At 31.7% G+C, this 25338-nt stretch carries 25 protein-coding genes and 3 tRNA genes; 15 read left to right on the top strand and 13 right to left on the bottom strand.

The window, feature by feature from the left end; all coding sequences use genetic code 11:
- Positions 1-26 precede the first annotated feature (26 nt).
- From L0U77_RS10090 to cyoE, 6 genes are all read right to left on the bottom strand, one after another.
- Entirely contained in the window at positions 27-674 is a 648-nt protein-coding gene (locus tag L0U77_RS10090; protein WP_101918356.1) for an SCO family protein, read from the bottom strand.
- Complete coding sequence (locus L0U77_RS10085; RefSeq protein WP_233901127.1) at positions 661-1341, bottom strand: hypothetical protein; 681 nt, start codon at positions 1339-1341, stop codon at positions 661-663. Before L0U77_RS10085 ends, L0U77_RS10090 begins: the two co-directional genes overlap by 14 nt.
- A gap of 92 nt (positions 1342-1433) precedes the next feature.
- Complete coding sequence (locus L0U77_RS10080) at positions 1434-1772, bottom strand: cytochrome C oxidase subunit IV family protein (protein WP_101918358.1); 339 nt, start codon at positions 1770-1772, stop codon at positions 1434-1436.
- Positions 1773-1790: 18 nt separating this feature from the next.
- Positions 1791-2774: a cytochrome c oxidase subunit 3 gene (locus tag L0U77_RS10075; protein ID WP_101918359.1), complete on the bottom strand. Its 984-nt coding sequence runs from the start codon at positions 2772-2774 to the stop codon at positions 1791-1793.
- A gap of 56 nt (positions 2775-2830) precedes the next feature.
- The gene (locus L0U77_RS10070; protein WP_101918360.1) at positions 2831-3415 is read right to left on the bottom strand and encodes a cytochrome c oxidase subunit 3; all 585 of its coding nucleotides are present in this window, start codon (positions 3413-3415) and stop codon (positions 2831-2833) included.
- A gap of 6 nt (positions 3416-3421) precedes the next feature.
- A complete protein-coding gene (gene cyoE / locus L0U77_RS10065; protein WP_101918660.1) occupies positions 3422-4327 on the bottom strand; it encodes a heme o synthase in 906 nt (301 codons plus the stop codon).
- 191 nt (positions 4328-4518) lie between these two features.
- On the opposite strand from cyoE, the gene L0U77_RS10060 reads away from it, so the two are divergent.
- The 8 genes from L0U77_RS10060 to L0U77_RS10025 all read left to right on the top strand — a co-directional run bounded on the left by L0U77_RS10060 (position 4519) and on the right by L0U77_RS10025 (position 9367).
- A tRNA-Gly gene (locus L0U77_RS10060) sits at positions 4519-4590 on the top strand.
- A 55-nt stretch (positions 4591-4645) separates the two neighbouring features.
- Positions 4646-4729, top strand: a tRNA-Leu gene (locus L0U77_RS10055).
- Positions 4730-4799: 70 nt separating this feature from the next.
- Positions 4800-4883, top strand: a tRNA-Leu gene (locus L0U77_RS10050).
- 686 nt (positions 4884-5569) lie between these two features.
- Positions 5570-6385, top strand: a complete 816-nt coding sequence (locus L0U77_RS10045; RefSeq protein ID WP_101918361.1) for a purine-nucleoside phosphorylase — start codon at positions 5570-5572, stop codon at positions 6383-6385.
- A gap of 144 nt (positions 6386-6529) precedes the next feature.
- Positions 6530-6829, top strand: a complete 300-nt coding sequence (locus tag L0U77_RS10040; RefSeq protein WP_233897499.1) for a phosphoribosylpyrophosphate synthetase — start codon at positions 6530-6532, stop codon at positions 6827-6829.
- 2 nt (positions 6830-6831) lie between these two features.
- Positions 6832-7710, top strand: coding sequence for a DnaJ C-terminal domain-containing protein (locus tag L0U77_RS10035; protein WP_233897500.1), 879 nt, complete (start codon positions 6832-6834; stop codon positions 7708-7710).
- Position 7711: 1 nt separating this feature from the next.
- On the top strand, positions 7712-8008 hold the full coding sequence (locus tag L0U77_RS10030; RefSeq protein ID WP_233897501.1) for a chaperone modulator CbpM: 297 nt from the start codon (positions 7712-7714) through the stop codon (positions 8006-8008).
- Positions 8009-8038: 30 nt separating this feature from the next.
- Complete coding sequence (locus tag L0U77_RS10025) at positions 8039-9367, top strand: APC family permease (RefSeq protein WP_233897502.1); 1329 nt, start codon at positions 8039-8041, stop codon at positions 9365-9367.
- Here the strand turns inward: L0U77_RS10025 and radA are convergent.
- From radA to panC, 4 genes are all read right to left on the bottom strand, one after another.
- Positions 9356-10717, bottom strand: a complete 1362-nt coding sequence (gene radA, locus L0U77_RS10020) for a DNA repair protein RadA (protein WP_233883007.1) — start codon at positions 10715-10717, stop codon at positions 9356-9358. The genes L0U77_RS10025 and radA overlap by 12 nt on opposite strands.
- 212 nt (positions 10718-10929) lie before the next feature.
- Positions 10930-11877 (bottom strand): lysylphosphatidylglycerol synthase transmembrane domain-containing protein, encoded by a 948-nt coding sequence (locus L0U77_RS10015; RefSeq protein WP_233897503.1) that lies wholly within the window; start codon positions 11875-11877, stop codon positions 10930-10932.
- A gap of 11 nt (positions 11878-11888) precedes the next feature.
- On the bottom strand, positions 11889-12239 hold the full coding sequence (gene panD / locus L0U77_RS10010; protein ID WP_058885987.1) for an aspartate 1-decarboxylase: 351 nt from the start codon (positions 12237-12239) through the stop codon (positions 11889-11891).
- A 61-nt stretch (positions 12240-12300) separates the two neighbouring features.
- Positions 12301-13146, bottom strand: a complete 846-nt coding sequence (gene panC / locus L0U77_RS10005) for a pantoate--beta-alanine ligase (RefSeq protein ID WP_233883009.1) — start codon at positions 13144-13146, stop codon at positions 12301-12303.
- 96 nt (positions 13147-13242) lie between these two features.
- Here panC and L0U77_RS10000 point away from each other — a divergent pair, with 96 nt between their 5' ends.
- From L0U77_RS10000 to glmS, 3 genes are read left to right on the top strand one after another with little or no spacing between them, the layout of a single operon-like run.
- A complete protein-coding gene (locus L0U77_RS10000) occupies positions 13243-14061 on the top strand; it encodes a glycogen/starch synthase (protein WP_101918367.1) in 819 nt (272 codons plus the stop codon).
- Between the two features lie 9 nt (positions 14062-14070).
- Complete coding sequence (locus L0U77_RS09995; RefSeq protein ID WP_233897504.1) at positions 14071-15642, top strand: DUF4270 family protein; 1572 nt, start codon at positions 14071-14073, stop codon at positions 15640-15642.
- A 33-nt stretch (positions 15643-15675) separates the two neighbouring features.
- Complete coding sequence (gene glmS, locus L0U77_RS09990; protein ID WP_193700220.1) at positions 15676-17532, top strand: glutamine--fructose-6-phosphate transaminase (isomerizing); 1857 nt, start codon at positions 15676-15678, stop codon at positions 17530-17532.
- A gap of 64 nt (positions 17533-17596) precedes the next feature.
- On the opposite strand, the gene L0U77_RS09985 is transcribed toward glmS, so the two are convergent.
- Positions 17597-18583 carry an endonuclease/exonuclease/phosphatase family protein gene (locus L0U77_RS09985; protein WP_233901126.1) on the bottom strand — a complete coding sequence of 329 codons (987 nt, stop codon included), beginning with the start codon at positions 18581-18583 and terminating at the stop codon, positions 17597-17599.
- A 145-nt stretch (positions 18584-18728) separates the two neighbouring features.
- On the bottom strand, positions 18729-20072 hold the full coding sequence (gdhA, locus tag L0U77_RS09980; protein ID WP_233861778.1) for an NADP-specific glutamate dehydrogenase: 1344 nt from the start codon (positions 20070-20072) through the stop codon (positions 18729-18731).
- A gap of 286 nt (positions 20073-20358) precedes the next feature.
- On the opposite strand from gdhA, the gene pheS reads away from it, so the two are divergent.
- From pheS to L0U77_RS09960, 4 genes are all read left to right on the top strand, one after another.
- The gene (gene pheS, locus L0U77_RS09975) at positions 20359-21378 is read left to right on the top strand and encodes a phenylalanine--tRNA ligase subunit alpha (protein WP_233883017.1); all 1020 of its coding nucleotides are present in this window, start codon (positions 20359-20361) and stop codon (positions 21376-21378) included.
- A gap of 82 nt (positions 21379-21460) precedes the next feature.
- Positions 21461-21856 carry a hypothetical protein gene (locus tag L0U77_RS09970; RefSeq protein ID WP_233897506.1) on the top strand — a complete coding sequence of 132 codons (396 nt, stop codon included), beginning with the start codon at positions 21461-21463 and terminating at the stop codon, positions 21854-21856.
- Positions 21857-21940: 84 nt separating this feature from the next.
- The gene (locus L0U77_RS09965) at positions 21941-23059 is read left to right on the top strand and encodes an SDR family oxidoreductase (protein WP_233901125.1); all 1119 of its coding nucleotides are present in this window, start codon (positions 21941-21943) and stop codon (positions 23057-23059) included.
- Positions 23060-23148: 89 nt separating this feature from the next.
- Positions 23149-24516 (top strand): alanine/glycine:cation symporter family protein, encoded by a 1368-nt coding sequence (locus L0U77_RS09960; RefSeq protein WP_233883021.1) that lies wholly within the window; start codon positions 23149-23151, stop codon positions 24514-24516.
- Positions 24517-24876: 360 nt separating this feature from the next.
- Here L0U77_RS09960 and L0U77_RS09955 read toward each other — a convergent pair whose 3' ends face one another.
- Positions 24877-25221, bottom strand: coding sequence for a HopJ type III effector protein (locus L0U77_RS09955; protein WP_233901124.1), 345 nt, complete (start codon positions 25219-25221; stop codon positions 24877-24879).
- Positions 25222-25338 lie beyond the last annotated feature (117 nt).

Raw genomic sequence — 25338 nt, 5'->3', positions numbered from 1 at the left:
CTTTACTATTCTTGTTTGATATTATCTTAATCCTTGAGTAATAATTTAATATCTTGTTTTAATTCTTTGATTTGATTTCCAAAACCGTGTTCATCTAAAGCTCGATAATACATAATTGGATTTCCATATTCATCGTAGCGAGAGCGGATAATTCCATTTTTATCAACCAAAGCAAATAAACCTGAATGTTCAAAACCACCGTGTGAAACCTCTCCTTTTCCTACAAATAATTTAAATCCTTCGTTGGATAAATCATAGACAATTTCTTCAGATTTCCCTGTTAATAAATGCCAATTTTTATGATTGATACCATTTTTAAGGGCATATTTTTTTAATTGTTTTGGAGTATCAATCTCTGGTGTGATTGAAAAAGAAGCAATTCCAAAGTTTGGATTTCCCATAAATTCGTTTTGAATTTCGACCATTCGAGCATTCATAATAGGACAAATACTTGGGCAAGTTGCAAAGAAAAACTCAACAACATAGACTTTATTTTCAAAATCTTTATTGCTAATTGTTTTTCCATCTTGATTGATAAACTCAAAATCAGGAACTTTCGTAAAGGTATGTAAATCGGCCGTTTGAAAATGTTTTACAATTTTTGGCACTGAATAAATACCAAATAATAAAATAATAAACGAAATTCCAACGTATGAATAGTTATTTTTTTTCATTTGAAATGCTATTTGTTCTTCGGTCTTCACTACTATTATTTTTCTTCAATGCCATTTTGTATTCTACTAAAACAACGCTGATATCATCAATCATATCATTTTTAAGTTCGGCTACCGACCTCATATTGTATCCGAATAAATGTTGATTTTCTAAACTTTTAATGGTTGATTTTCCTCTTCTTAGATTCAGTTCTTTATCAATAATATAAGCTTTTGGCGAATGACCATTTTCATCTAAAGAGGTTCCTGTTTTAAAACTTTCATGTAAAGCTTCCATTTCTTCTGATGAAGTAAAAACAAAGTTCCATCTACTTAAATCGGTATTAACACCTAGCATTTTTTTCAAGTCTTCTACGGCTTGTTTTTGATTTTTATCAACTAGAGAAATCATTTGAAAACTTACATAATTCGAAAACTTCGTATAAATTTTTTCTTTTAAATTATAAACTTCTCCTTTTACTAAGTTGATATCATTTCCTAAAAAAGTAACTACAGTAACTCTTTTATCAAAAGAAATCGTTTTATCAATTAACGAAATATCAATAACATCTTTAGAAACTATCGGAAGTTTTCCAAAATTATGCGTTCCTAATTGTAACAAAATATAAAACAATAATGGCACTATAAATAAGGCAAATAATACCGTGAATTTTTTAATTTTTTTCATTTTTAGTGTTAATTTAAGAGCTAGTTTCAGTGCTAATTAAAGTAAAAAAAAGGTGGTTAAAACCACCTTTTTTTTTGAAATATTTTATTTGATTACCATTTTACTAATGGTGCTAATGTTTCATGCAAATAATCTCCTTCTATCAAGATAATAAATAATACATAAGAAACTAAAAATACAGCAGTCCAAACAATTGATCTTCTAAACCATGTTTTTTCGCCTTCTAAGTGCATAAATGCCCAAGCAATGTAATATGCTTTCACCAATGTTAAAATGATAAATAACCAGTTTAACCAACTCGTTCCTAAACCGTGTAAATGCAATGCGTCTGGTTTTACAATACCAAAAGCTACCTCCACAGTTGTTATAATTGTTAAGATTGCTAAAACAACCCAAATTCTTTTTTTATTTGATTCGTGTGCGTGCGCCATTTTAATGTCGTTTTTTAATTATACTAAGTAGAAAAAGGTAAATACAAATACCCAAACTAAATCTACGAAGTGCCAATATAAACCTACTTTCTCAACCATTTCATAGTGTCCTCTACGTTCATACGTACCGAGTACAACATTGAAAAATATAATAATATTTAGGATAATTCCTGACAACACGTGAAAACCGTGAAACCCTGTTATAAAGAAAAAGAAATCAGCAAAAATAGGATTTCCATATTCATTTTCATGTAAATTAGCGCCTTCAACAACCTTTGTTATTAGGGGTAATTTTGCTAAACTTTCTTCTCTTGATAAAACTATTTTTTGTTTTGTTTCAAGATTTAATTGTTCTGTTCTTATTAATAAAGAAGGATCCGCTTTAAAAGCTTCTTTAATTTGTGCTACTGAATACTGTGAAACAGTTGCTTCTTTTTCAAACCATAATCCATTTTTACGAGTATGCTCAATTCTTTCGTCTTTTCTTGGCGAATGCACAAAATCAGCTAAAGCGATTTGATGACCGTCTTTTACAAACTGTAAAATATGATTATTGGTTGTTTTCACAGCTCCGTAAGAACCGTTGATAAAATTTTTCCATTCCCAAGCTTGTGAGCCTACGAAAATAATACCGAAAATAATCGTGGCAAACATATACCAAGCAACCTTTTTTTGTTTCTTTTGATGACCAGCATCAACCGCTAATACCATTGTTACTGACGATATAATCAGAATAAAGGTCATTAAAGCTACATAATACATGGGTGCATGCACACCATGTAGCCCTGGAAAGTGTGTAAACACTTCATCGGCAATTGGCCATGAATCAATAAATTTAAAACGAGTTAAGCCATAAGCGGCTAAAAAACCCGAAAAAGTTAATGCATCAGAAACGATGAAAAACCACATCATCATTTTACCATAACTAGCGCCAAATGGTTTCTCACCACCTCCGCCCCAGGCTTCTTTCTTATCAGAATTTACAGCAATATTTGCTTCCATAAATCTTTTTTTGTTAATTTTTGTTAAAACAGTGTGCCAAAATTACGCATTTTTCATCATCTTATGAAATAGAAAAAGAAAAATAGATAAATCCATAAAACATCTACGAAATGCCAGAAGATCCCACCTAACTCAAAGCCAAGCATATCAGCTGCTGAATATTTCTTTTTAAAATGATTATAAATAACGACCAATAGCACAATTATACCCGCTAAAAGGTGCAATATATGCATAAATGTTATCCCTAAAATAAAAGAAGTCGATACCGTACTCTCAGGTCCTGTAAAAAATAATCCGACTGCTTTTAATTCATTAAAACCGACATATTGAAACCAAACAAAGCCCAAACCAAGTAATAAAGTAGCCAATAAAAGTGCTAATGAACCTTTTAAATTATTTTTCTTTAATAGTTTTTGAGATAAAATTAGCGTAACACTACTCAATATAATTAAAATAGTACTCGTATAAAATGCTTGTGGCAAATCAAAAGTAACCCAATCATCTCGTTTCATACTTACTACGTAAGCACTGGTTAGTCCTGCAAAAAACATCACCATACTAATCATGGAAACCCATAACATTGGTTTTGCTGATTTTCGTTTTCCTGCCGTTAATTCCTCTTGTAAAGTTTGTGCGCTCATTTTTATTTAGTGTAAAAATTTATCGACCACATAAATTATGGGTACGATGGTGATATAAAAAACACTGGCTAACATTAATTTTCGTGCGTCAGTATTTTCTGATGATTTATATAATTGAAAAGCGTAATACAACATCAACATTCCTAATGCCAAAATTAACACGGCTGTTAATGGATAAATATAAAAATTACCTGTTACTTTTAAAACGGGAGCTACCGACATTAAAATCATGATACAGGTATAAAAAATTATTTGCACAACAGCTCCTTTATCTTTTTTATCCATAGGAAGCATGTGTAAACCTGCCTTATTATATTCTTCAAATTGCAACCAGCCAATTGCCCAAAAATGTGGAAATTGCCAAAAAAATTGAATCATAAATAAAAAGCCTGCTTCAATACCAAAATGACCTGTTGCCGCTACCCATCCTAACATAAAAGGGATAGCTCCTGGAATCGCCCCTACAAAAACTGCCAAAGGCGTTACTGCTTTTAAAGGTGTATAAGCACTCGTGTACAAAAATATAGAAACGGCACCAAATAAGGCACATTTTGGATTAATACTATATAAAATTCCGATACCTAAAATAGTAAAAACACTAGCAATTAGTAATGCAGTACTAACTTTCATTCTACCTGCTGGTAAAGGACGATTTTTTGTACGTTGCATTAAGGCATCGATATCTTTTTCAATTACTTGATTAAAAGCATTGGAAGCACCAACCATTAAATAGCCACCAATGGCGAGCAATAAAACAATATAATAATCAATTGTTTCAGCTCCTAATAAGTACCCTGTAATGGAAGTAAAAACAACACTGATAGATAACCCGACTTTGGTTAATTGCTTAAAATCGTTAAATACTGATTTTAAAGAAGCTGTTGTATGATCGGTTGCGATGGATTTCAATATTAGTTTTATTTTTTGCAAAGATATTTCTTTCTTTGTTCAATGACAATAAAAAAAAATAGTTATCAATTTTTGATGAAATTAAAAAAAAATGAGAAAAAAATGAAAAAAGTTTTTTTTATCTAAAAAAAGGTTATAGATTTGCACCCGCATTGAAACATATGCAAAACGATCTTTAAAATAATTTTGACTACGCGAAAGTAGCTCAGGGGTAGAGCATCACCTTGCCAAGGTGGGGGTCGCGGGTTCAAATCCCGTCTTTCGCTCTGAGACTTTCTTAAAAAAATATACCAATTTTGATTGTAAAAACAATCAAAACACGCTGAAGTGGTGGAATTGGTAGACACGTTGGACTTAAAATCCAATGGCCCTTGGGCCGTGCGGGTTCAAGTCCCGCCTTCAGTACTAAACCTCGCTTTTATTAGCGAGGTTTATTTTAAGAAAGAGTCAAAAAAATAATTATAAAAATCCACTTGCTGAAGTGGTGGAATTGGTAGACACGTTGGACTTAAAATCCAATGACCCTTGGGTCGTGCGGGTTCAAGTCCCGCCTTCAGTACTAAGCCTTAACATTTATTTGTTAAGGCTTTTTTATTGCCTTTTATTTTCCTTCAAAAAAATTATCTCGAGAATTTTTTAGAGCCTATTTAAAAATTAAACAACCTGTCAGTTCGAGTGATTTTTTTCCTTCAAAAAAATTGTATCGAGAACTTTTTTAGTATCAAAATCAATCAAAATTCATCAAGATAAAAGGAATTCAAATTCTCGATACAATTTTAATTCCTTTTCGTCATTAAAATCACTCGAATTGACAAAAATCATCATAAAAAAAAGGAATAACTACGGCAAATTAGGATGAGAAACTGAAATAAAATCCCTTTGACGCATTTTTATTTTTAGAACAAGGGGTTTTAACCCCTTGTCATACCTATTTTGACGTTACAAAAATTTTTGGAATAAAATTTAAACAAGCTCTTAATTTCATCTAAAAAAAATATACTGGCAAAAAATGACGGCAAGGGGTTAAAACCCCTTGTTAAAAGGAAGTAAAAATGATAAAAATTATCATAAAAACTAAAAACTTTAGCAAATCAGGATGCGAACCTGAAATAAATTTAGGTTGACGGATTCAATACTTTTTTTTAACAGTTTACTTATTTGATCCTATAAAATTCATATAATTTTAAATAGGCTTAAAAACTAAATGTAAATTTGTTAGCGAAAATCAACAATCATCAACAGAAAATGAAAAAAAAACAACTACAAGAAACCAAAGCATATTTAATCGCTAACGGAATTATAAATCCTGAAATAGGAATCGTACTAGGAACTGGATTAGGACAATTAATCAACGAAATTGATATTGAAAAAGAAATTTTATATACTGAAATCCCACATTTCCCACAAACAACTGTAGAATCACATTCAGGAAAATTAATTTACGGAACGTTATCTGGAAAAAAAGTACTCGTAATGGCAGGACGTTTTCATATATATGAAGGGTATAATCTTTGGGAAGTTACTTACGGAATTAGAACAATGCACGATTTGGGAATTAAAAACTTATTAATTTCAAATGCCGCTGGAGCAATAAATCTTACTTACAAAAAAGGCGATTTAATGCTTTTAGAAGATCATTTAAATTTACAAGGTGGTTCTCCCCTTGCCTTTAAAGGCGCAAATAACTTTGGAAATATTTTTGCTGATATGCTACAACCCTATGCTAAAAAAATCAACGATTTATTTAAAGAAATTGCCATTGAAAACAACATACAATTACATCAAGGAACATACGCAAGTGTTGTCGGACCTCAACTAGAAACCAAAGCAGAATATCGAATGTTACAAATTTTAGAAGCCGATGCCGTGGGCATGAGCACCGTACCTGAAGTAATTGTTGCCAAACAATTAAACCTTCCCTGTGCTGCTATTTCGGTTTTAACAGATGAATGTAATCCTAAAAATTTACATCCCGTAAATATTACTGAAATTATTTCCGTTGCCAAAAAAGCAGAACCAAAAATGATTATATTATTTAAAGAAATACTCTATAAATTATAAAAAATTAATGATTATAAAAATTAGCCCTCGCCTTTTAGTGAGGGTTTTTTGTTTACTTAAATTAACTTGTTAACTAAGTTGATTTAAATTAACTTAGCTAACAAGTACAAGACCATATTTTTTAAACACCTAAAATTAAAAAAAATGAGCATTACAAATTTTGATACACTTTCTGAAGCAGTCGATTATTTAACAAAAGAAGGATTTACAGAAGACTTTAAAGCTATGGAAAACAATATCATCGCACTTTATTCAAAAAAAGAATTCAACCCAGAAAATCTTAAAATAATAAGTAAATATCGATTTGAAGGACTCAGTGACCCTGATGATGAAACTGAACTTTTTGCCATTATTGCAAATGATGGTACAAAGGGAACTTTAGTAATGTCTTATGGCGCTAAACATAATCAAAATGTCGAATTAATTAAAAAAATAAAAATATAAAAATGGCTTTTGTAGATTATTATAAAATACTTGAAATAGAAAAAACAGCTACAGATAAAGATATTAAAAAAGCATATCGAAAATTAGCTCGAAAATATCACCCTGATTTAAATCCTAATAATAAAGAAGCTGAAATAAAATTCAAAGAAATTAATGAAGCCAACGAAGTATTAAGTAATTCTGAAAACAGAAAAAAATACGACAAATACGGAAAAGACTGGGAACACGGAGAGGCTTATGAAAAAGCAAAACAACAACAAACATATTCAAATTCAGAAGGAAATAGCCAATACAGTAATCAAGATTTTTCGGACTATTTTAATACAATGTTTGGTCAAAGAAATACATCAAACAAACAAGGAAATCGAGGCTTTAAAGGACAAGATTTTAACGCCGAACTTCACTTAAATTTAGAAGATGTTTATCAAACTCATAAACAAGTATTAACCGTTAATAATAGTAAAATAAGACTTTCTATACCTGCAGGTGTCGAAAATGGTCAAGTAATAAAAATAAGCGGAAAAGGAGGTGCTGGTATAAACGGTGGACCAAATGGCGATTTATACATTACCTTTTCTATAAAAAACCACACAAAATTCAAAAGAGAAAGTAACAATCTTTATACTACTGTCGATTTAGATGTATATACCGCTATTTTAGGTGGTGAAATAACAGTTGATACTTTTAATGGAAAAGTAAAATTAAAAATTGCTCCTGAAACACTAAATAATACCAAAGTGAAATTAAAAGGAAAAGGATTTCCTGTCTATAAAAAAGAGGGACAATTTGGTGATTTAATAATTACTTATGCCATTAAAACACCTACAAAATTAAACGATAAAGAGAAAGAATTATTTTTAGAATTACAAAAATTAAGATAAAATGCCTACACAAAATTTAATACCTATCGAAAAAATTTGTTCACACTACAAAATTGAATACTCATTTTTTAACACTTTAGTTGAGGTTGGTCTTGTAGAGGTGAAAATTTATGAAGAAAACACTTATATTTATCAAGATAAAATTGGTGATATTGAAAAAATAATACGTCTTAACACCGAACTAAATGTAAATATCGAAGGGATTGATATTATTTTAAATCTTCTAAAAAAAGAAGTAAGATTACAAGAAGAAGTAACAACTCTGCAAAACAGGTTACGTCTGTATGAGAACAATTAAATTATTAAAATGCATGTCGAATAGTTAACAATGCAACACAGAAAAAGAAATAAAAGTTTAGGTTTAGCGGAATTAATTGCCATTGCCCTAGGCGGAATGGTTGGTGGTGGGATTTTCACAATACTTGGAATATCAGTAGCAATGATAGGTAATTTAACGCCAATTGCCATTATTATTGGAGGACTTATTGCAACCTTGGCGGCGTATTCGTATGTTAAATTAGGAGTCTATTATAAAGATGAAGGCGCTACCTATTCGTTTTATAAAAGAACGTATCTTAATTCTGATTTTTCGGCATCGGCAATTGGCTGGTTTATAATTTTTGGATACATTAGTACCTTAGCTTTGTATGCTTATACATTTTCATCGTATGCAATTAGTAGTACCGCTTTTGCTGATAATATTTGGGCTCGAAAAGCCATTGCTATTGGAGTTATCGGGCTTTTTAGCTTGATAAATACTTGGAGCGTAAACGGAATGGGCAAAATTGAAGATCTTATGGTCTATACCAAATTGATTGTTTTAGTTATTATTTCAGTGGTTTTAATGCAAAATGGTACGACAGATTTCAGTACTTTTATAGATAATATGGCGTTGGATGCTCAAAATGCGGGCGTATTTTCTATTTTGATAGTTGCTTCTTTAACCTTTGTTTCTTATGAAGGATTTCAGTTAGTAATTCATGCGATGGACGAAATGAAAAACCCTGAAAAAAATATTCCAAGAGCCATTTATTCGGCTATTTTTTTAGCAGTTTTAATTTATCTCGTCATTTCTTTAGGCGCTTTATTTGCCATTTCCACGGAAGATCTTATTAAAGATAAAGAATATGCACTTGCTTCTGGAGCAGGAAAAATACTAGGAAACACAGGAACAAATCTTGTTATTTTAGGCGCAATTTTAGCTTCAAGTAGTGCGGTAAGTGGTACTATTTTTGGTGCTTCAAGGCTGATGTCGGTAATTGCTAAAGACGGTTATTTTCCAAAATTTATTAGTATCCGAAAAAATAACAGCCCACAAAATGCCATTATAACCTTGGCGTGTTTGGCTAGTTTTTTAGTAATACTTGGCGGTTTAGAATTAATTCTTGAATTTGGAAGTATTACCTTTTTATTGGTGTCGTTATTAATGGCAATTGCCAATTTTAAAATAAGAGATAAGACTAATTCTTCTACTTTTTTAACAATATTAGCTATTATTGGTTTAGCCGTTGGCGGATTTCTTATTTTATATTATGAATTTACCAACAAATGGGAACAAATGATTATTATTTTAGTACTGTATATCCTGTTAGCCATTGGTGCTTGGGCATTTTCAAAGAGAAAAATTAATAAAGAAACATCAAAACTATGCAAATAACGTAGCAAAAGCTTCTTCAATTTTACCGACTAAAAGCAATTTTATCGAGTGATTTTTTGAAGATATTTTGTTATATTTTGATGCTACTAAAGTTTTATAGCCTAATTTTTCGGCTTCTAAAATACGTTGGTCGATTCTTGAAACAGGTCTTATTTCTCCTGATAAACCAACTTCGGCAGCAAAACACACATTAGGGTTTATTGCCATGTCTTGGTTGGAAGAAATAATTGCGGCAACAACGGCTAAATCAATTGCGGGGTCATCTACACGGATTCCTCCGGTAACATTTAAAAACACATCTTTGGCGCCTAATTTAAAACCTGCTCGTTTTTCTAAAACAGCCAAAATCATGTGTAATCTTTTTAAATTATATCCTGTGGTAGAACGCTGTGGAACTCCATAAACGGCGGTACTTACCAAAGCTTGAATTTCAATCATTAACGGGCGGATTCCTTCTAGGGTTGAAGCAATTGCGGTTCCGCTTAAATCGGCATCTTTTTTAGATATTAATATTTCTGATGGATTAGAAACTTCTCGCAATCCTGTGGATAGCATTTCGTAAATTCCTAATTCGGCAGTTGAACCAAATCGGTTTTTTTGAGAGCGTAAAATTCTATACGTATGATTTCTATCGCCTTCAAATTGTAAAACAACATCGACCATGTGTTCTAAAATTTTGGGTCCTGCGATATGCCCGTCTTTGTTAATATGCCCAATTAATAAAACTGGTGTTCCTGTTTCTTTGGCAAATTTTATAAGCTCTGCCGAGGTTTCTCGAATTTGAGAAACACTTCCTGGTGATGCTTCAATAGTATCGGTATGTAGGGTTTGAATAGAATCGATAACCAATACATCGGGTACTACTTCGGCAATGTTTTTAAATATTTTTTGGGTGTTGGTTTCTGTTAAAATTAAACAGTTTGAATTGCTTGCTTCTAAGCGTTCGGCACGCATTTTTATTTGCGATTGACTTTCTTCTCCTGAAACATACAGTACTTTTTGAGGAATATTCAACGCTATTTGTAGCAATAATGTTGATTTTCCAATTCCTGGTTCTCCTCCTAATAAAACAACGGCTCCTTTTACAATTCCTCCGCCTAAAACGGTGTCTAATTCGGTGTTTTTAGTAGCAATACGTTCTTCAGAATTTAGCTGAATATCTTGTACTTTTAAGGGTTTTGAAACTGTTTTCCCTATATTTTCAGGGGTTTTCCAAGTTCTTTTTTCTTCTTTTTGAATTACTTCTTCAACAATGGTATTCCATTCTTTACAGGTATTGCATTGCCCAGCCCATTTTGAATGTTGTGCGCCACAGCTTTGACAGAAAAAAGTCGTTTTTATTTTTGCCATTGGAAGTAATTTGAAGGTTTTTTAAAAAATCTTATTAATCGTATTTAACCAAGATTCAAAGTTACAAACTAATCGTTAGATATGAAGCGTTGTTTTTTAAAAGCTTGTTTAATTTTGATGTAAGAATTTTACTCGAAAACTGCGTTAGCGATTGAATGGCATGTTTGAGTAATGAAAGCGCGATCTGCAAGGGAACGCCCAAAAAATTATTGTTATTTCTTGTTCTTATTATAAAGTGGTAAAAATAGAAATGCCAAGCCTCCGAAAATAATAATCATAGCGGTTTGAGCTGTCCACATAATCCACCCGAAAGCGGTTGCGGGTTCTGCTGATATTCCAAATAATGCCAGTGCTCCTGCTACGGCAATTGGATATAAACCGATGCCTCCATTGGTGGCTGCAATGCTAAATCCGCCTGCGATAAAACCAATTAAAACACCGCCTAAAGGAACTTCTAAGCCGTCAATAGCGGGAATGGTTGCCCAAAACATACACACATACATTGCCCAAATAAACACGGTGTGGAATATAAATGCCCACTTGTGTTTCATTTTAAAAATGCTGGTTACGCCTTCGACTAAGCCTGAAATAAAGCTTTTAATTTTTAAACCAATTCCTGATTGTGCTTTTTTTACATAACGAGTTATTGCGTAAAAAATAAGGGCTAAAACACTTAAAATAATGACGATTCTTAGCGGGTCAAAATTTTTGGTAAGCAGGTTATAAATAAAATCGAATTGCAGGAAAAGCGTAATAGTAACAATGCTTAACATCATAATTACATCGGCAATTCTTTCGGCTACAATGGTTCCGAATCCTTTTTCAAAAGGAATATCTTCGTAGTTTGCCATTACCGCTGCTCGAGAAACTTCACCCGCTCTTGGCAATGCTAAATTAACTAAATAACCGACCAAAACGGCTAAAGTGCTATTGCCAAAATCAGGTTTATATCCCATTGGTTCTAACAGAAATTTCCATCTGTAGGCTCTTGATAAATGGCTTAAAATTCCAAAAAATAAGCCCAAGGCTATCCAACTGTAATTGGCGTCTTTAAAATATTGAACTAAAACATCTAACGAAATTTTAGAAACAGAATACCAAACTAAAAAACCGCCCAAAATGAGCGGTAATATAATTTTTAAAGCTTTTTTTAAATTCAAAATGTAAGAATCTAGGTAAGTGTATTGTCGGCTTCGTTAGGAAAAACTAAAGAAGGTGTAAATTTCTTTGCTTCTTCTAATTCCATAAACGCATACACGATTAAAATTAACACATCGCCTTTGGCTACTTTTCTGGCTGCAGCACCGTTTAAGGTGATTTCACCGCTTCCTCTTGGTCCTGGAATGGCGTATGTTTCTAAACGTTCGCCATTATTGTTATTCACAATTTGAACACGTTCGCCTTCGATAATTCCTGCAGCATCCATTAAATCTTCATCAATGGTAATGCTTCCTATATAATTTAAATCGGCACCTGTAACTTTTACGCGGTGGATTTTAGATTTTACTACTTGTACTAACATAATTGCAAAAATATGTTTTTAATGATTAATGATTTGTTTTTTAATAGCTTTTTGTTGATTTTTATTTTAATCGGATGTTGTCTATCAACCGAATATCGCCTGCAAAAACAGCGATAAAGGCACGACATTGACAATTAGTTTCTTTATTTTTTACTGTTTCTAATGTTTTTTCATCAGCAATAGTAAAATATTCTAACACTAATAACGGATGTTTTTTAAACTTTTTATCGACCCATTTTGTTAATTGTTCTGCATTTTTTGTGCCAAATTTTTTCTTGGCTTTTTTTAGAGTTCTATAAATAAACGGTGCAACCTCTCGGTATTCTTCGGATAAACGACTATTGCGAGAACTCATCGCCAAACCATCTTCTTCCCTAAAAATAGTACAGCCTTTTACTTTTACAGGAATCTTGTATTTTTTAACCAGTTTTTTGATAATTTGTAATTGCTGAAAATCTTTTTTACCAAAATAAGCCGTATTTGGCGTTACTATTTCAAATAATGATTTTACAATAGTTCCTACGCCATCAAAATGTCCGGTACGAAATTTCCCTTCCATTTGATGCTCTAATCCATCAAAATTAAAGGCATCAGCAGTTATGTTATCGTCATAAATTTCAGCTACTGACGGCAAAAATAACACCTCACAATCGACACTTTCTAAAAGGGCAATATCTTGGTCAATAGTTTTTGGATACTTCGCCAAATCTTCTTGGTTATCAAACTGCGTAGGATTTACAAAAATACTCACTACCGTAATGGCATTGTGCTGTTTTGACTTTTTTATCAGCGATAAATGTCCTTGATGCAAAGCGCCCATCGTAGGTACAAACCCTATTGATGTATCCGCCTTTTTAAGGCTCGCTAAATATTCTTTTAATGCTGATTTGGTTTTATAAATTTTCATGGTCTTATAGTTGGAAAAGGTGCAAAATTAGCAATTTAACATCATTATAGCATAAATTTTCGTATTTTTGCTTCTTTAATAAAAGAGACAGATTTAATGAAGGATAAGAGAATATTATATGTTTCATCGGAGGTAATACCTTATTTACCTGAAACAGAATTATCGTCTACTGCATTTAATGTTGCTAAAAACGCACATTCTAAAGGAGTTCAAACCCGAATTTTTATGCCTCGCTACGGGGTAATCAATGAACGAAGGCATCAATTACATGAAGTTATTCGTTTATCTGGTATGAATTTAATAATTAACGATATGGACATGCCATTAATTATTAAAGTCGCTTCAATTCCTAAAGAAAGAATGCAGGTATATTTCATTGATAATGAAGAATATTTTAAGCGTAAAGCGGTATATTCTGATGAAGATGACAACTTATTTAGCGACAATGACGAACGTATGATTTTCTTCGCAAAAGGAGTTATCGAAACTGTTAAAAAACTAAACTGGGCACCTGATGTTATTCATATTCATGGTTGGCTAGCCTCTTTACTTCCTTTATATTTAAGAGAATTTTATAAAGAAGAACCATTATTTACCGAAAGCAAAATTGTAACTTCGATTTATGAAAATAATTTTGATGGAGAATTAAATCCTGAATTGGCAAATAAAGTGCGTTTCGATAAAATTGACGAATCAAAAATTACAACGATTACCACACCAAATCAAATCAATATCTTAAAAAGTGCTATTGAAAATTCTGATGCGATTGTAAAAGGTAGTGAGGTGTTACCTGATGAAATTAATGATTTTATCGCTGAAAAATGTACCAAAGTTTTAGAATTTCAATCGGAAGAAACTTTAGCAGAAGCATATTTAGATTTTTACAAAGAAAACGTTTTAGAAATAAGCGAATAAATTTTACAAATGATTAGAAAAATTGGTATTTTAGGCATCAGCTTGCTGTGTTTGGCAACGATTATATCGTGTGAAAAAGATTTTAACGAAATCGGAGGTCAAGTTGTTGATAATACAAAGTTTGAAACAGGGGAACTCTTAATTGATGTAACTATCAATCCTGTTGATATCACACATGTTAGTGCCGACAATATTGGTACTGGTACAGCCACTGTAAATCAATATTTATTAGGAGTTTACAACAATAAAGACAAAAATTATAAAGGGATTACAGCAGGTATTGTTAGTCAATTAAATTTACTGACAAACCCAAAAACTGCCGATACACAAACAGCTCGCAAAACAGGTGAAATTGACTCGGTATTTGTATTGGATAAAGTGCTTCTTAAGTTGCCATATATCGCTACTAATATCACGAGCCAAAATGATGCAAAACCAACTTTTCAATTAGAAAATGTTTTAGGAACAACCAATACGCCGACATCATTAAAAGTTTTTAGAAATGAAACTTATTTAAATTCATTAGATCCAAAAAATCCAGCGAATCAAAATAGTTTTCAATCGGATGCGAGCTACCTTACTTCTGATTTATTAAATGAAAATCCAGCATTTTCTTTTATCCCAAATCCTATAGATACTGTTTTTAAAATAACACGACACTATAGCGATGGTCGCACTTTTAAAAGTGATGTAAAATTAGCCAATAAAGCTCCTTTTATCGCAATTCCATTAGATAAAAAGAAAATGAAAACGCTTTTTTGGGATAAATTTCAAAATAAAGAATTTTCTTCTAACGCAAATTTTAAAAACTATTTCAGAGGACTTGTTCTTGAAGCATCAGGAAACGATGGAGCTTTAATTCCACTTAATTTATTAGGAACAAATGCTTCAGCTACGCTAGATTTTCATTATACTATTACCCGATTCGAAAAGAAAGAAGGACAAAACGATTTAATATATAAAGATACCGTACCAAGTACTTATTCTTTTGCTTTATCAGGCGTTAGCAATAGTATTTACAAGATGACTCCTGCTCAGAAAGAAACCCCGAAAAATAATATTGCCATTCAAGGAACAGCAGGTAAAATGGGACAAATAAATACTATTGATGCCTCAAAATTAAACGAATTAAGAGCTAATAATTGGTTAATCAACGATGCTTCTTTAACTTTTTACGTCAATCAAAATATCGATTCAAATACAGAAGAAGTACCAGAACGATTATTTCTCTATCAAGAAAATGCCAGTAAAAAGGCATCACAAATAAGTGATGCTTATAAAGATACCAATAATTTTGGCGGGTTTTTAGAACTATCAGAAGATAAAAAACCTGAAAAATATACCTTCAAAATAACAACGTATATTGCCGAATTATTAAAAGCAACAACGACAGATATTGCTCCTTTATTTTTAAAAGTATATAATAATCCAACTGATAATGCTATCAAAAATAATGCACTCGATATAGTGGTGAAAGATTATAACTGGAATCCTAGAGGCGTTACCTTATTAGATGGAAATAAAACAGTAAACGGTGCAAAAAGAGCCGTTTTAAAAATATCATATTCAAAAGAAAAATAAGATAAAAATTTTAAAGAAAAATAAAAAATCACTATGTGTGGAATAACAGGATATATAGGACATAGAGACGCTTACCCAATTGTTATTAATGGGTTAAAGCGCCTAGAATACAGAGGCTACGATAGTGCAGGAATTATGATGTATGATGGTGAAAACATTCACTTATCAAAAACAAAAGGAAAAGTTGCTGATTTAGAAATCATTACCAATAATGACGAAAAAAGAAAAAAAGGAACTATCGGAATCGGACACACACGTTGGGCTACTCACGGAATCCCTAACGATGTAAATTCACATCCTCATGTTTCGCAATCTGGAGATTTAGTAATTGTTCATAACGGAATTATTGAAAATTACGACACCATAAAAAAAGAACTTATAACAAGAGGATATACTTTTAAAAGTGATACCGATACTGAAGTATTAGTAAATCTTATTGAAGAAGTTAAAAAAACAGAAGGTTGTAAATTAGGAAAAGCAGTTCAATTAGCACTTACAAGCGTTATTGGTGCCTACGCTATTGCTGTTTTTGATAAAAACAAACCAAACGAACTAATTGTAGCACGTTTAGGAAGCCCAATTGCTATTGGTGTTGGCAAAAATAACGAAGAGTTTTTTATAGCTTCGGATGCTTCTCCTTTTATCGAATATACCAAAAATGCTATTTATTTAGAAGATGGTGAATTAGCGATTATCAAAAAAGATAAAGGAATCAAAATTCATAAAATTGAAAATGACAAAGAAATTGATGCTACCATTCAAAAACTTCAATTAAGCTTAGAGCAAATTGAAAAAGGTGGTTATGAGCATTTCATGTTAAAAGAAATTTACGAACAACCAAAAGCAATTATCGATACGTATAGAGGACGAATGTTAGCCGATAAAGGCATTATTCGTATGGCAGGTATTGATGATAATTTATCAAAATTTACCAATGCAAGCCGAATAATTATCGTTGCTTGTGGTACTTCTTGGCATGCTGGTTTAGTTGGAGAATATCTTTTTGAAGATATGGCACGTATTCCTGTAGAAGTAGAATATGCTTCTGAATTTAGATACCGAAATCCAATTATTAACGAAAATGATGTGGTAATTGCTATTTCTCAATCAGGAGAAACTGCCGATACTTTAGCAGCTATTAAATTAGCAAAATCAAAAGGTGCTTTCGTTTTTGGAATCTGTAATGTGGTAGGTTCTTCTATTGCTAGAGAAACACACGCAGGTGCTTATACACACGCTGGTCCAGAGATTGGTGTTGCATCAACAAAAGCATTTACGACACAGATAACAGTATTATCATTAATTGCGTTAAAATTAGCACAAGCAAAGGGAACGCTATCAAAACCTGCGATAAATACCTATTTACAAACCTTACAACAAATTCCTGCGCAAATAGAAACCTTATTAAAAGCTGATGCGCAAATTAAAGAAATTGCAAAGGTTTATAAAGATGCTAAAAACTGCTTGTATTTAGGTAGAGGATATAATTTTCCTGTAGCCTTAGAAGGTGCTTTAAAGCTAAAAGAAATTTCATATATTCATGCAGAAGGCTATCCTGCTGCCGAAATGAAACACGGTCCTATTGCATTGATTGATGAAAATATGCCAATTTTTGTAATCGCTACCAACAAAGGACATTATGAAAAAGTGGTGAGCAATATTCAAGAAATAAAATCGAGAAGTGGTAAAATAATCGCCATCGTAACCGAAGGAGATACTACGGTAAAAGAAATTGCAGATCACGTGATTGAAATTCCTGATACTGAAGAAGCTTTTACACCATTATTAACTACGATTCCTTTTCAATTATTATCGTATCATATCGCGGTATTATTAGAAAAAAATGTAGATCAACCAAGAAATTTAGCGAAATCTGTAACTGTTGAATAAACAGTTTTTATTTTGATTATAAAGCAAAAAATTCCGAGATATTCTCTCGGGATTTTTTTTTGCTTTATTTTTCTATTTCTATTGATTTTTCTGATGCTATTTTATTTTGGATAAATGTAAGATATACAGGGAAATGATCAGAAAAACCTCCCTGATACCAAGGACCAATATACGTTCGAAATGGACTGTTTTTAAATTTTCCTTTATAAAATCGCATCCATTTTTTATTTAAAATCCCTGCTCTTAAAAAACGGTGCTTACTTTTATGTATATCAAAAAAATCTTTAGAAAAAATGATTTGATCGAATAAATGCCATTTTTTATAGTAAGTTAATGTGCCTTTTCCTTTTTCAAATAAAGGTTTCATCGGATTATATAAATCATCGGTAACTAAAAATTCACGAACACTTCTACTTGTTGGATCATCATTAAAATCACCCATAATAATAAACTTTGGATTTGCTTCTTTTGCCTTTATTTCAGCCAATACTTTACGCACGTGTTTTGCTGCTGCTATACGATTTTCAGTGGTTTCTTCCTCGCCATCTCTTCTTGAAGGCCAATGATTGACTAAAACGTGTATCAATTCGTTATTTAATTTACCTTTTACAACCAATACATCTCGGGTATAATCGACCTCACCTTCTTTATCTGTTAAATATAACGGGAATTTATCCGAAGAAAGAACCTCAAAAAAAGCAGGATTATAAAGTAATGCCACATCAATACCTCGTTCATCAGGAGAATCGAAATGAACATAGCGATACGCGTACTTTGAAATATTTTTATGATGTGTTAAATCTTTAATTACTTTGGCGTTTTCAACCTCCACCAAGCCAATTAACACAGGAGGAATTGCCGATTGATTGCTTCCTATTTGTTTTATAACATCCGTTATTTGTTTTATTTTCTGTTGATATTTTCTAGCATTCCATTTCCGCCTACTCGATGGTGTAAAATCATCATCGGCTGTTTTTGGATTATCAACAGTATCGAATAAATTTTCAACATTATAAAAAGCAATCGTAATTATATTTTTTCTTTTAGACATAGGCATAGCGTACAAATGAAATAAGTATTCATTGAAATATTTATGAAATTTTACCCGAAAGTACGCAATAAAAAAACACGCTATATAAATAGCGTGTTTTTAAATATTATAAAAAAGAATATACATCTTCTATGAAAAGAAACGATTATACAACTCCTTGATCTAACATTGCATCGGCAACTTTTACGAAACCAGCAACATTTGCTCCTTTTACGTAATCTACAAAACCATCAGCTTGCGCACCATATTCAACACAAGAAGCGTGAATATCATTCATAATTGCTTTTAATTTTGCATCTACTTCTTCTCTTGTCCAGTTGTAACGTAATGAGTTTTGGCTCATTTCTAATCCTGAAGTTGCTACTCCACCTGCATTCGATGCTTTTCCTGGTGCAAATAAGATTTTTGCATTTTGAAAAACTTCAATAGCTTCTGGTGTAGAAGGCATATTTGCTCCTTCTGCAACACAAATTACGCCGTTTGCAACTAATGTTTTTGCTTCTTCACCGTTTAACTCATTTTGAGTTGCACATGGTAAAGCGACATCACATGTAACGCTCCAAGGTCTTTCTCCTGCAAAGAATTTTGCATTTGGATATTTCGTTACATATTCGCTAATTCTAGCTCTACGAACATTTTTAATATCCATAACGAATGCTAATTTCTCAGCATCAATTCCATCAGCATCATAAATATATCCTGAAGAATCTGATAACGTAACTACTTTTGCGCCTAATTCAGTTGCTTTTTCAGTAGCATATTGTGCAACGTTTCCAGAACCTGAAATCACAACAGTTTTACCTTCAAAAGAATCTCCTTTTACTTTTAACATGTTTTGAGCAAAATAAACATCACCGTAACCTGTTGCTTCTGGGCGTATTAAAGAACCACCCCAAGAGGCACCTTTACCAGTTAAAACTCCAACAAATTCGTTACGTAATTTTTTATATTGACCGAACATAAATCCGATTTCTCTTCCTCCAACACCAATATCTCCCGCAGGAACATCGGTATTAGCTCCAATATGACGGAATAATTCCGACATAAAAGCCTGACAAAAAGCCATTACTTCTCTATCAGATTTTCCTTTTGGATTAAAATCAGAACCTCCTTTTCCTCCACCCATTGGTAAAGTAGTTAACGAGTTTTTGAATACTTGTTCGAATCCTAAGAACTTTAAGATTGATAAGTTTACAGACGGGTGAAAACGTAAACCACCTTTGTAAGGTCCGATAGCCGAGTTAAACTCTACTCTGTACCCTCTGTTTACTTGTGTTTCTCCTTTGTCATCAACCCAAGCAACTCTAAACATTAAAGTTCTTTCTGGTTCAACCATTCTCTCTAACAATTTCTTTCCCTGATATTTAGGGTTGTTTTCAATAAATGGAATAACAGTTTCTGCTACTTCGTGTACAGCTTGTAAAAATTCTGGTTCATTAGCATTACGTTCTTTAACGTAATCCATAAAAGCATTTATTTTAGATTCCATAATCTAGTTGTATTATTTGTTGTTGTAATTTATTTTTAAATAATTCCGCTACGCAAATATAATTAAATTACAATCTGTTAAATTTAAATAACTAAAAAATTAACTAATTTTAGTATTTATTTATCAAAAAAACAGTAAAAAGAGTGTACAGGAAATTATCACTTACAAAAAGCGATTTATACTATTAAGTTTTGTTATTTTTTTGATGCTATATTTTATACTGATAGTTATTGCATAAATTTGATATAAAAATATTAAATTTGCATTCAAATTTTGGACAGATACAATGTTAGATAAGGTAAAAGAATTGATTGGTGATGTAAAGGCTTTTCAAGCAACTTCAAAAGAAGAAGTTGAGACTTTCAGAATAAAATATTTAGGAAGTAAAGGTTTATTGAAAGATTTATTTCTTGAGTTTAAAAATGTTGATGCAGCAATGCGTAAAGATTTTGGACAGGCATTAAACAACTTAAAAAAATCTGCAGAAGATAAAGTAACGGAATTAAATGATACTTTAGAAAGTGCTGTTGAGCATGGAAATTTTTATGGTGATTTAACGCGTCCATCAGAACCGATTAATTTAGGTTCTCGTCATCCGATATCATTAGTGAAAAATCAAATTATTGAGGTTTTTAATAGAATTGGATTTACCGTTTCTGAAGGACCAGAAATTGAAGATGATTGGCATAATTTTACGGCGCTAAACTTACCAGAATACCATCCAGCACGTGATATGCAGGATACTTTTTTTATCGACAAAAATCCTGATACTTTATTAAGAACACATACTTCATCGGTACAGGTTCGTTATATGGAAAATAATACGCCACCTATCAGAACTATTTCGCCTGGGCGTGTTTTTAGAAATGAAGATATTTCATCAAGAGCGCACTGTATTTTTCATCAAGTAGAAGGTTTGTATATTGATACAGATGTTTCTTTTGCCGATTTAAAACAAACGCTTTTGTATTTTACCAAAGAGATGTTTGGAAAGTCAAAAATTAGGCTAAGACCTTCTTATTTCCCGTTTACAGAGCCAAGTGCTGAGGTAGATATTTACTGGGGATTAGAAACAGAAACCGATTATAGAATTACTAAAGGAACAGGTTGGTTAGAAATTATGGGCTGTGGAATGGTAGATCCGAATGTATTGAAAAATGCCAATATTGACCCTACAAAATATTCAGGATACGCTTTCGGAATGGGAATTGAACGTATCGCCATGTTATTATATCAAATCCCTGATATTAGAATGTTTTACGAAAATGATAAACGTTTTTTAGAGCAGTTTAAATCAGTGATATAAATACTATTAAAAATAATACAAAAGTTGAAAAGTTAAGAATCCGTTCTACTTTTCAACTTTTTACATTTAACACACATACAAAATGAGAAAAGATATAAAAATACCAGGAGTCATGGATGTAGAAATTGCCATCACTTTAGAAAAAAATCCGCAAGATAATTTAGAGGAATGGAGCGTTTATATTATCAACAAAAAAGAGGTTGATTTAGAAATGGTCGTTATTGTTTCACAAGGATTTTCTGAAACTAAAAAAACCTCTTTATTCCGAAGAAAAATTGACCTTTTAAAAGCGAAATCATTTTCTAAATTTGAAATAATGCAACCAGAATTATTTGCTTTAGACAATCAATTTCAAGTTACTTTTTTCGAAAATAATATTTTACACGACAAAACATTTATCTTCCAAGAAGGAACAATTCAAAAAGGTTTTTTTAGACATATCGACCTTTTAAATAAAGAAGGTGTTGTTTGTAAATAATTATTTTCAAAAAACAATTACGCCATTTTTTCTTCCTAAAATAAATATATATCGTTCTTTAAAAACGATTAATTATATCTTGAAATGCAACAAAATCAAATAAATATTATTCTCACAGGCAGTACAGGAACATTAGGATCTCAAGTTTTATATGAACTCTTACAACAAGAAAATATCAAACATATATTTCTTCCTGTAAGAGAAAAAAATGGAAAATCGGCATTAGAAAGAATTCAAAAAATAGTAAATAGTGATGCTTCTCCATCATTTATTTCTGAAAATAAAAAATTAATCGCTCAAAAAATTAAAGCTTTAGAGATGGTTTCGTTTTTTAAACCTGAAACTTTTTTATCTAAAGATGAAACCAATTTTTTTATTCATTCCGCAGGAAGTGTCAATTTAACCACCGATAAATCACAACGAGATGTTGTTTTTAATGGTGTTTATCAATTTACAAAAGAGGTATTTAATACCTTTTCTTCCTTTATTACAAAATTCACGTATATAAGTACGGCGTTTAGTATCGGTAATATTGGCGGATTAATTGATAATGATTATCACGCTACAAAGAAACCGAAATACCGTAATTTTTACGAAGAAGCAAAACACACTACCGAGAAATTTTTGTTGAAAAAAGGAAAAGAAAATAATGTCGCTATACAAATATTAAGACCGAGCGTTTTAGGAGGAAATATTTTTAAAAATTCGCCTTATTTTATTTCAAATTACATGGTTTATTATCTTTTGGGGAAATTTTTTTATAAAAGCCCTTTAGCCGATAATCCTATCAGAATTGCCACCAACTTTAAAACAGGATTGAATATTATTCCTGTCGATTATGTAGCTAAAATAATAGCTAATGTCTATCGAAAAGAAATAGTTCAACTTAATATTGTGCATTCTAAAAGCACCAATATTGTTACAGGAATAGAACGAATTTTAAAAACAGTAGATTTCAATAATTTTACTTTTTTAAATACCTCAACAACAGAAGTATCCGTAGAAAATAAAAATAGATTAGAGCAAGTTTATTATAAAACTATTGGATTGCACTTAAATAAATACCTGATTTCTGAACCTTACGAATACGATACAAGCTTGTTAGCATCAATCTTACCGATACCAAAATATAATACCGAAGATTATTTAGAAAATACGATTAGCTATGCTAAATCAAAAAATTTTAAAGGAGAAGATTGGTAAGTTTTTAAACCTATTTTAAATTATTAAAAAAGCTCTAAAAAGCTATTTTAAATAATTCATATTATTCATTTCACTAAAAAACAATCGTTATGTTTACAGAAATTCAACATATAGTCGCCACATTTTCAGCATGGATTTGGGGAATCCCCTTATTAATATTGTTAATCGGTGGCGGATTATGCTTATTTATATATTCAGGCTTAGTTCCGTTTAAATATATGGGACACGCCATTGCCATTTTAAGAGGAAAGTACGACAAGCAGAATTCTCCTGGCGATTTATCACATTACGAAGCCCTATCATCGGCTATTGCGGCAACCGTTGGAATGGGAAATATCAGTGGAGTAGCCATTGCAATTTCCATGGGAGGACCAGGCGCCATTTTTTGGATGTGGATTAGTGCTTTTGTAGGAATGGCAACCAAGTTTTTCACCTGTAGTTTGGCAATCATGTACCGAGGAAAAGACGAAGAAGGAAACACAAAAGGTGGACCGATGTACGTAATTACAGAAGGTTTAGGAAAAAAATGGAAGCCTTTAGCTATCTTTTTTGCAACCGCAGGTTTAGCAGGAACATTGCCCGCTTTTCAAGCAAATCAATTAACACAAACCATTATTGATGTTTTTGATGTAAACGAATCGAATGAATTTGTGGCAAAATTATTAATAGGAATTGTCATTGCATTTATTGTGTCTAGTGTAATTTTTGGAGGAATTAAACGTATCGGAAAAGTAGCGGGAAAATTAGTTCCTATTATGGTGGTGGTTTATTTAGTTACTGTTTTATCCATTCTACTTTTAAAAATCGAAGAGATTCCGAATATTTTTTCATTAATACTTTCAGATGCTTTTTCAGGAGAATCTGTTTTAGGAGGTGCTTTAGGAGCGTTGATAATAACAGGAGTAAAACGAGCAGCATTTTCTAACGAAGCAGGTTTAGGAACGGCACCAATGATGCACGGAACCGCCAAAACAGACGAACCAATTAGAGAAGGATTAGTAGCCATGTTAGGACCTGCGATTGACACTTTATTAGTTTGTACGTTAACAGCCTTGGCAATTTTATCATCAGGAATATGGAAAGGGTTTGATGGTAACGGTATTTCAATGACATTAGTCGCCTTTGATTCGGTATTACCATATCATTTAGGAAGCATCATTTTAACCATTTGCGTCTTAATTTTCGCCTTCTCGACCCTATTTACTTATTCATTTTACGGTTATAGCTGTTTAAGTTATTTAACCAATTCAAAAACGGGTAAATATTACAATCATTTTTACATTTTTGTCATAGTAGTTGCCTCGGTTATAAAGTTAGATTTTGTAATTAATTTAATGGATAGCGCCTATGCTTTAATGGCGATACCAACGGTAATTTCAACGCTTTTATTAGCGCCAAAAGTTAAAAAAGCAGCTAGTATTTATTTTGATAAATTAAAATCAGGTGCTTTTGATTAAGTGTATTTTCTTGATTATTTTTTAAAATTTCACCCAAAAATACCAATCATAATTTATATATATGATTGGTGTTTTTTTTTGAAGCTATTTCCCGCTTTCCGCACTCGCTTTTTTTTGAAGAAAAATCAAAAAAAGAGCTCAAACAATTGCTTCAATCGGGGCTAGGAATTTGTGCTATTTTTGATTATTTGTATTTTATAATTAAGAGATTGTTTAAATTTCATCTAAAAAAAATATCAGAAGAAACAAGAAATCGCATCGGTCAACCTGAATTTATTTCAGGTTCGCATCCTGATTTGCCTTAATTCTCCTGTTGATGCGATGCTGAAATAAATTCAGCATGACGTTTATCTTTAAAATTTAAACAAGCTCTAAAGTTTCAGTCTCAAAAACCAATCCTTCAAAACCAGTATTCATAAAATTTCGGATATTTTGATGATCGGTTGCTGTTGGGTTTTCTAAAACATCAATAAAATAATATTGTGCAAAACAAGCCAAGGTTTCTTCTTTGCTTAATTGCTCTTTAATAGCAAAAGAAAGCACTTTACACGAACCTAAATTTTGAGTACTCGTATTTTCTAAATCGCCATTTTTAAATGCTGATGGTGTAAAATTGTAGTTTTCTTCAATAACGTTCATCGTATCTGAAAATTGAATGTTTTTAGGCGTATTTTTTAACGTATTTTTAAATTCTTGTAATGTCATAATTATAGATTTTAATTATCATATTGATAAAAAAGAACTACAAAAAAACAGTATCTGAGCTTAAAAAACTAAATAATAGTAATTTTTTACATACTAACAATTATCGTTAGATTTGCA

This window comes from Tenacibaculum piscium (genome assembly GCF_021390715.1).
Taxonomy (GTDB): domain Bacteria; phylum Bacteroidota; class Bacteroidia; order Flavobacteriales; family Flavobacteriaceae; genus Polaribacter; species Polaribacter piscius.
The sequence above is the reverse complement of the archived record's forward strand: the minus strand, read 5'-3'. Positions and strand labels throughout refer to the sequence as shown.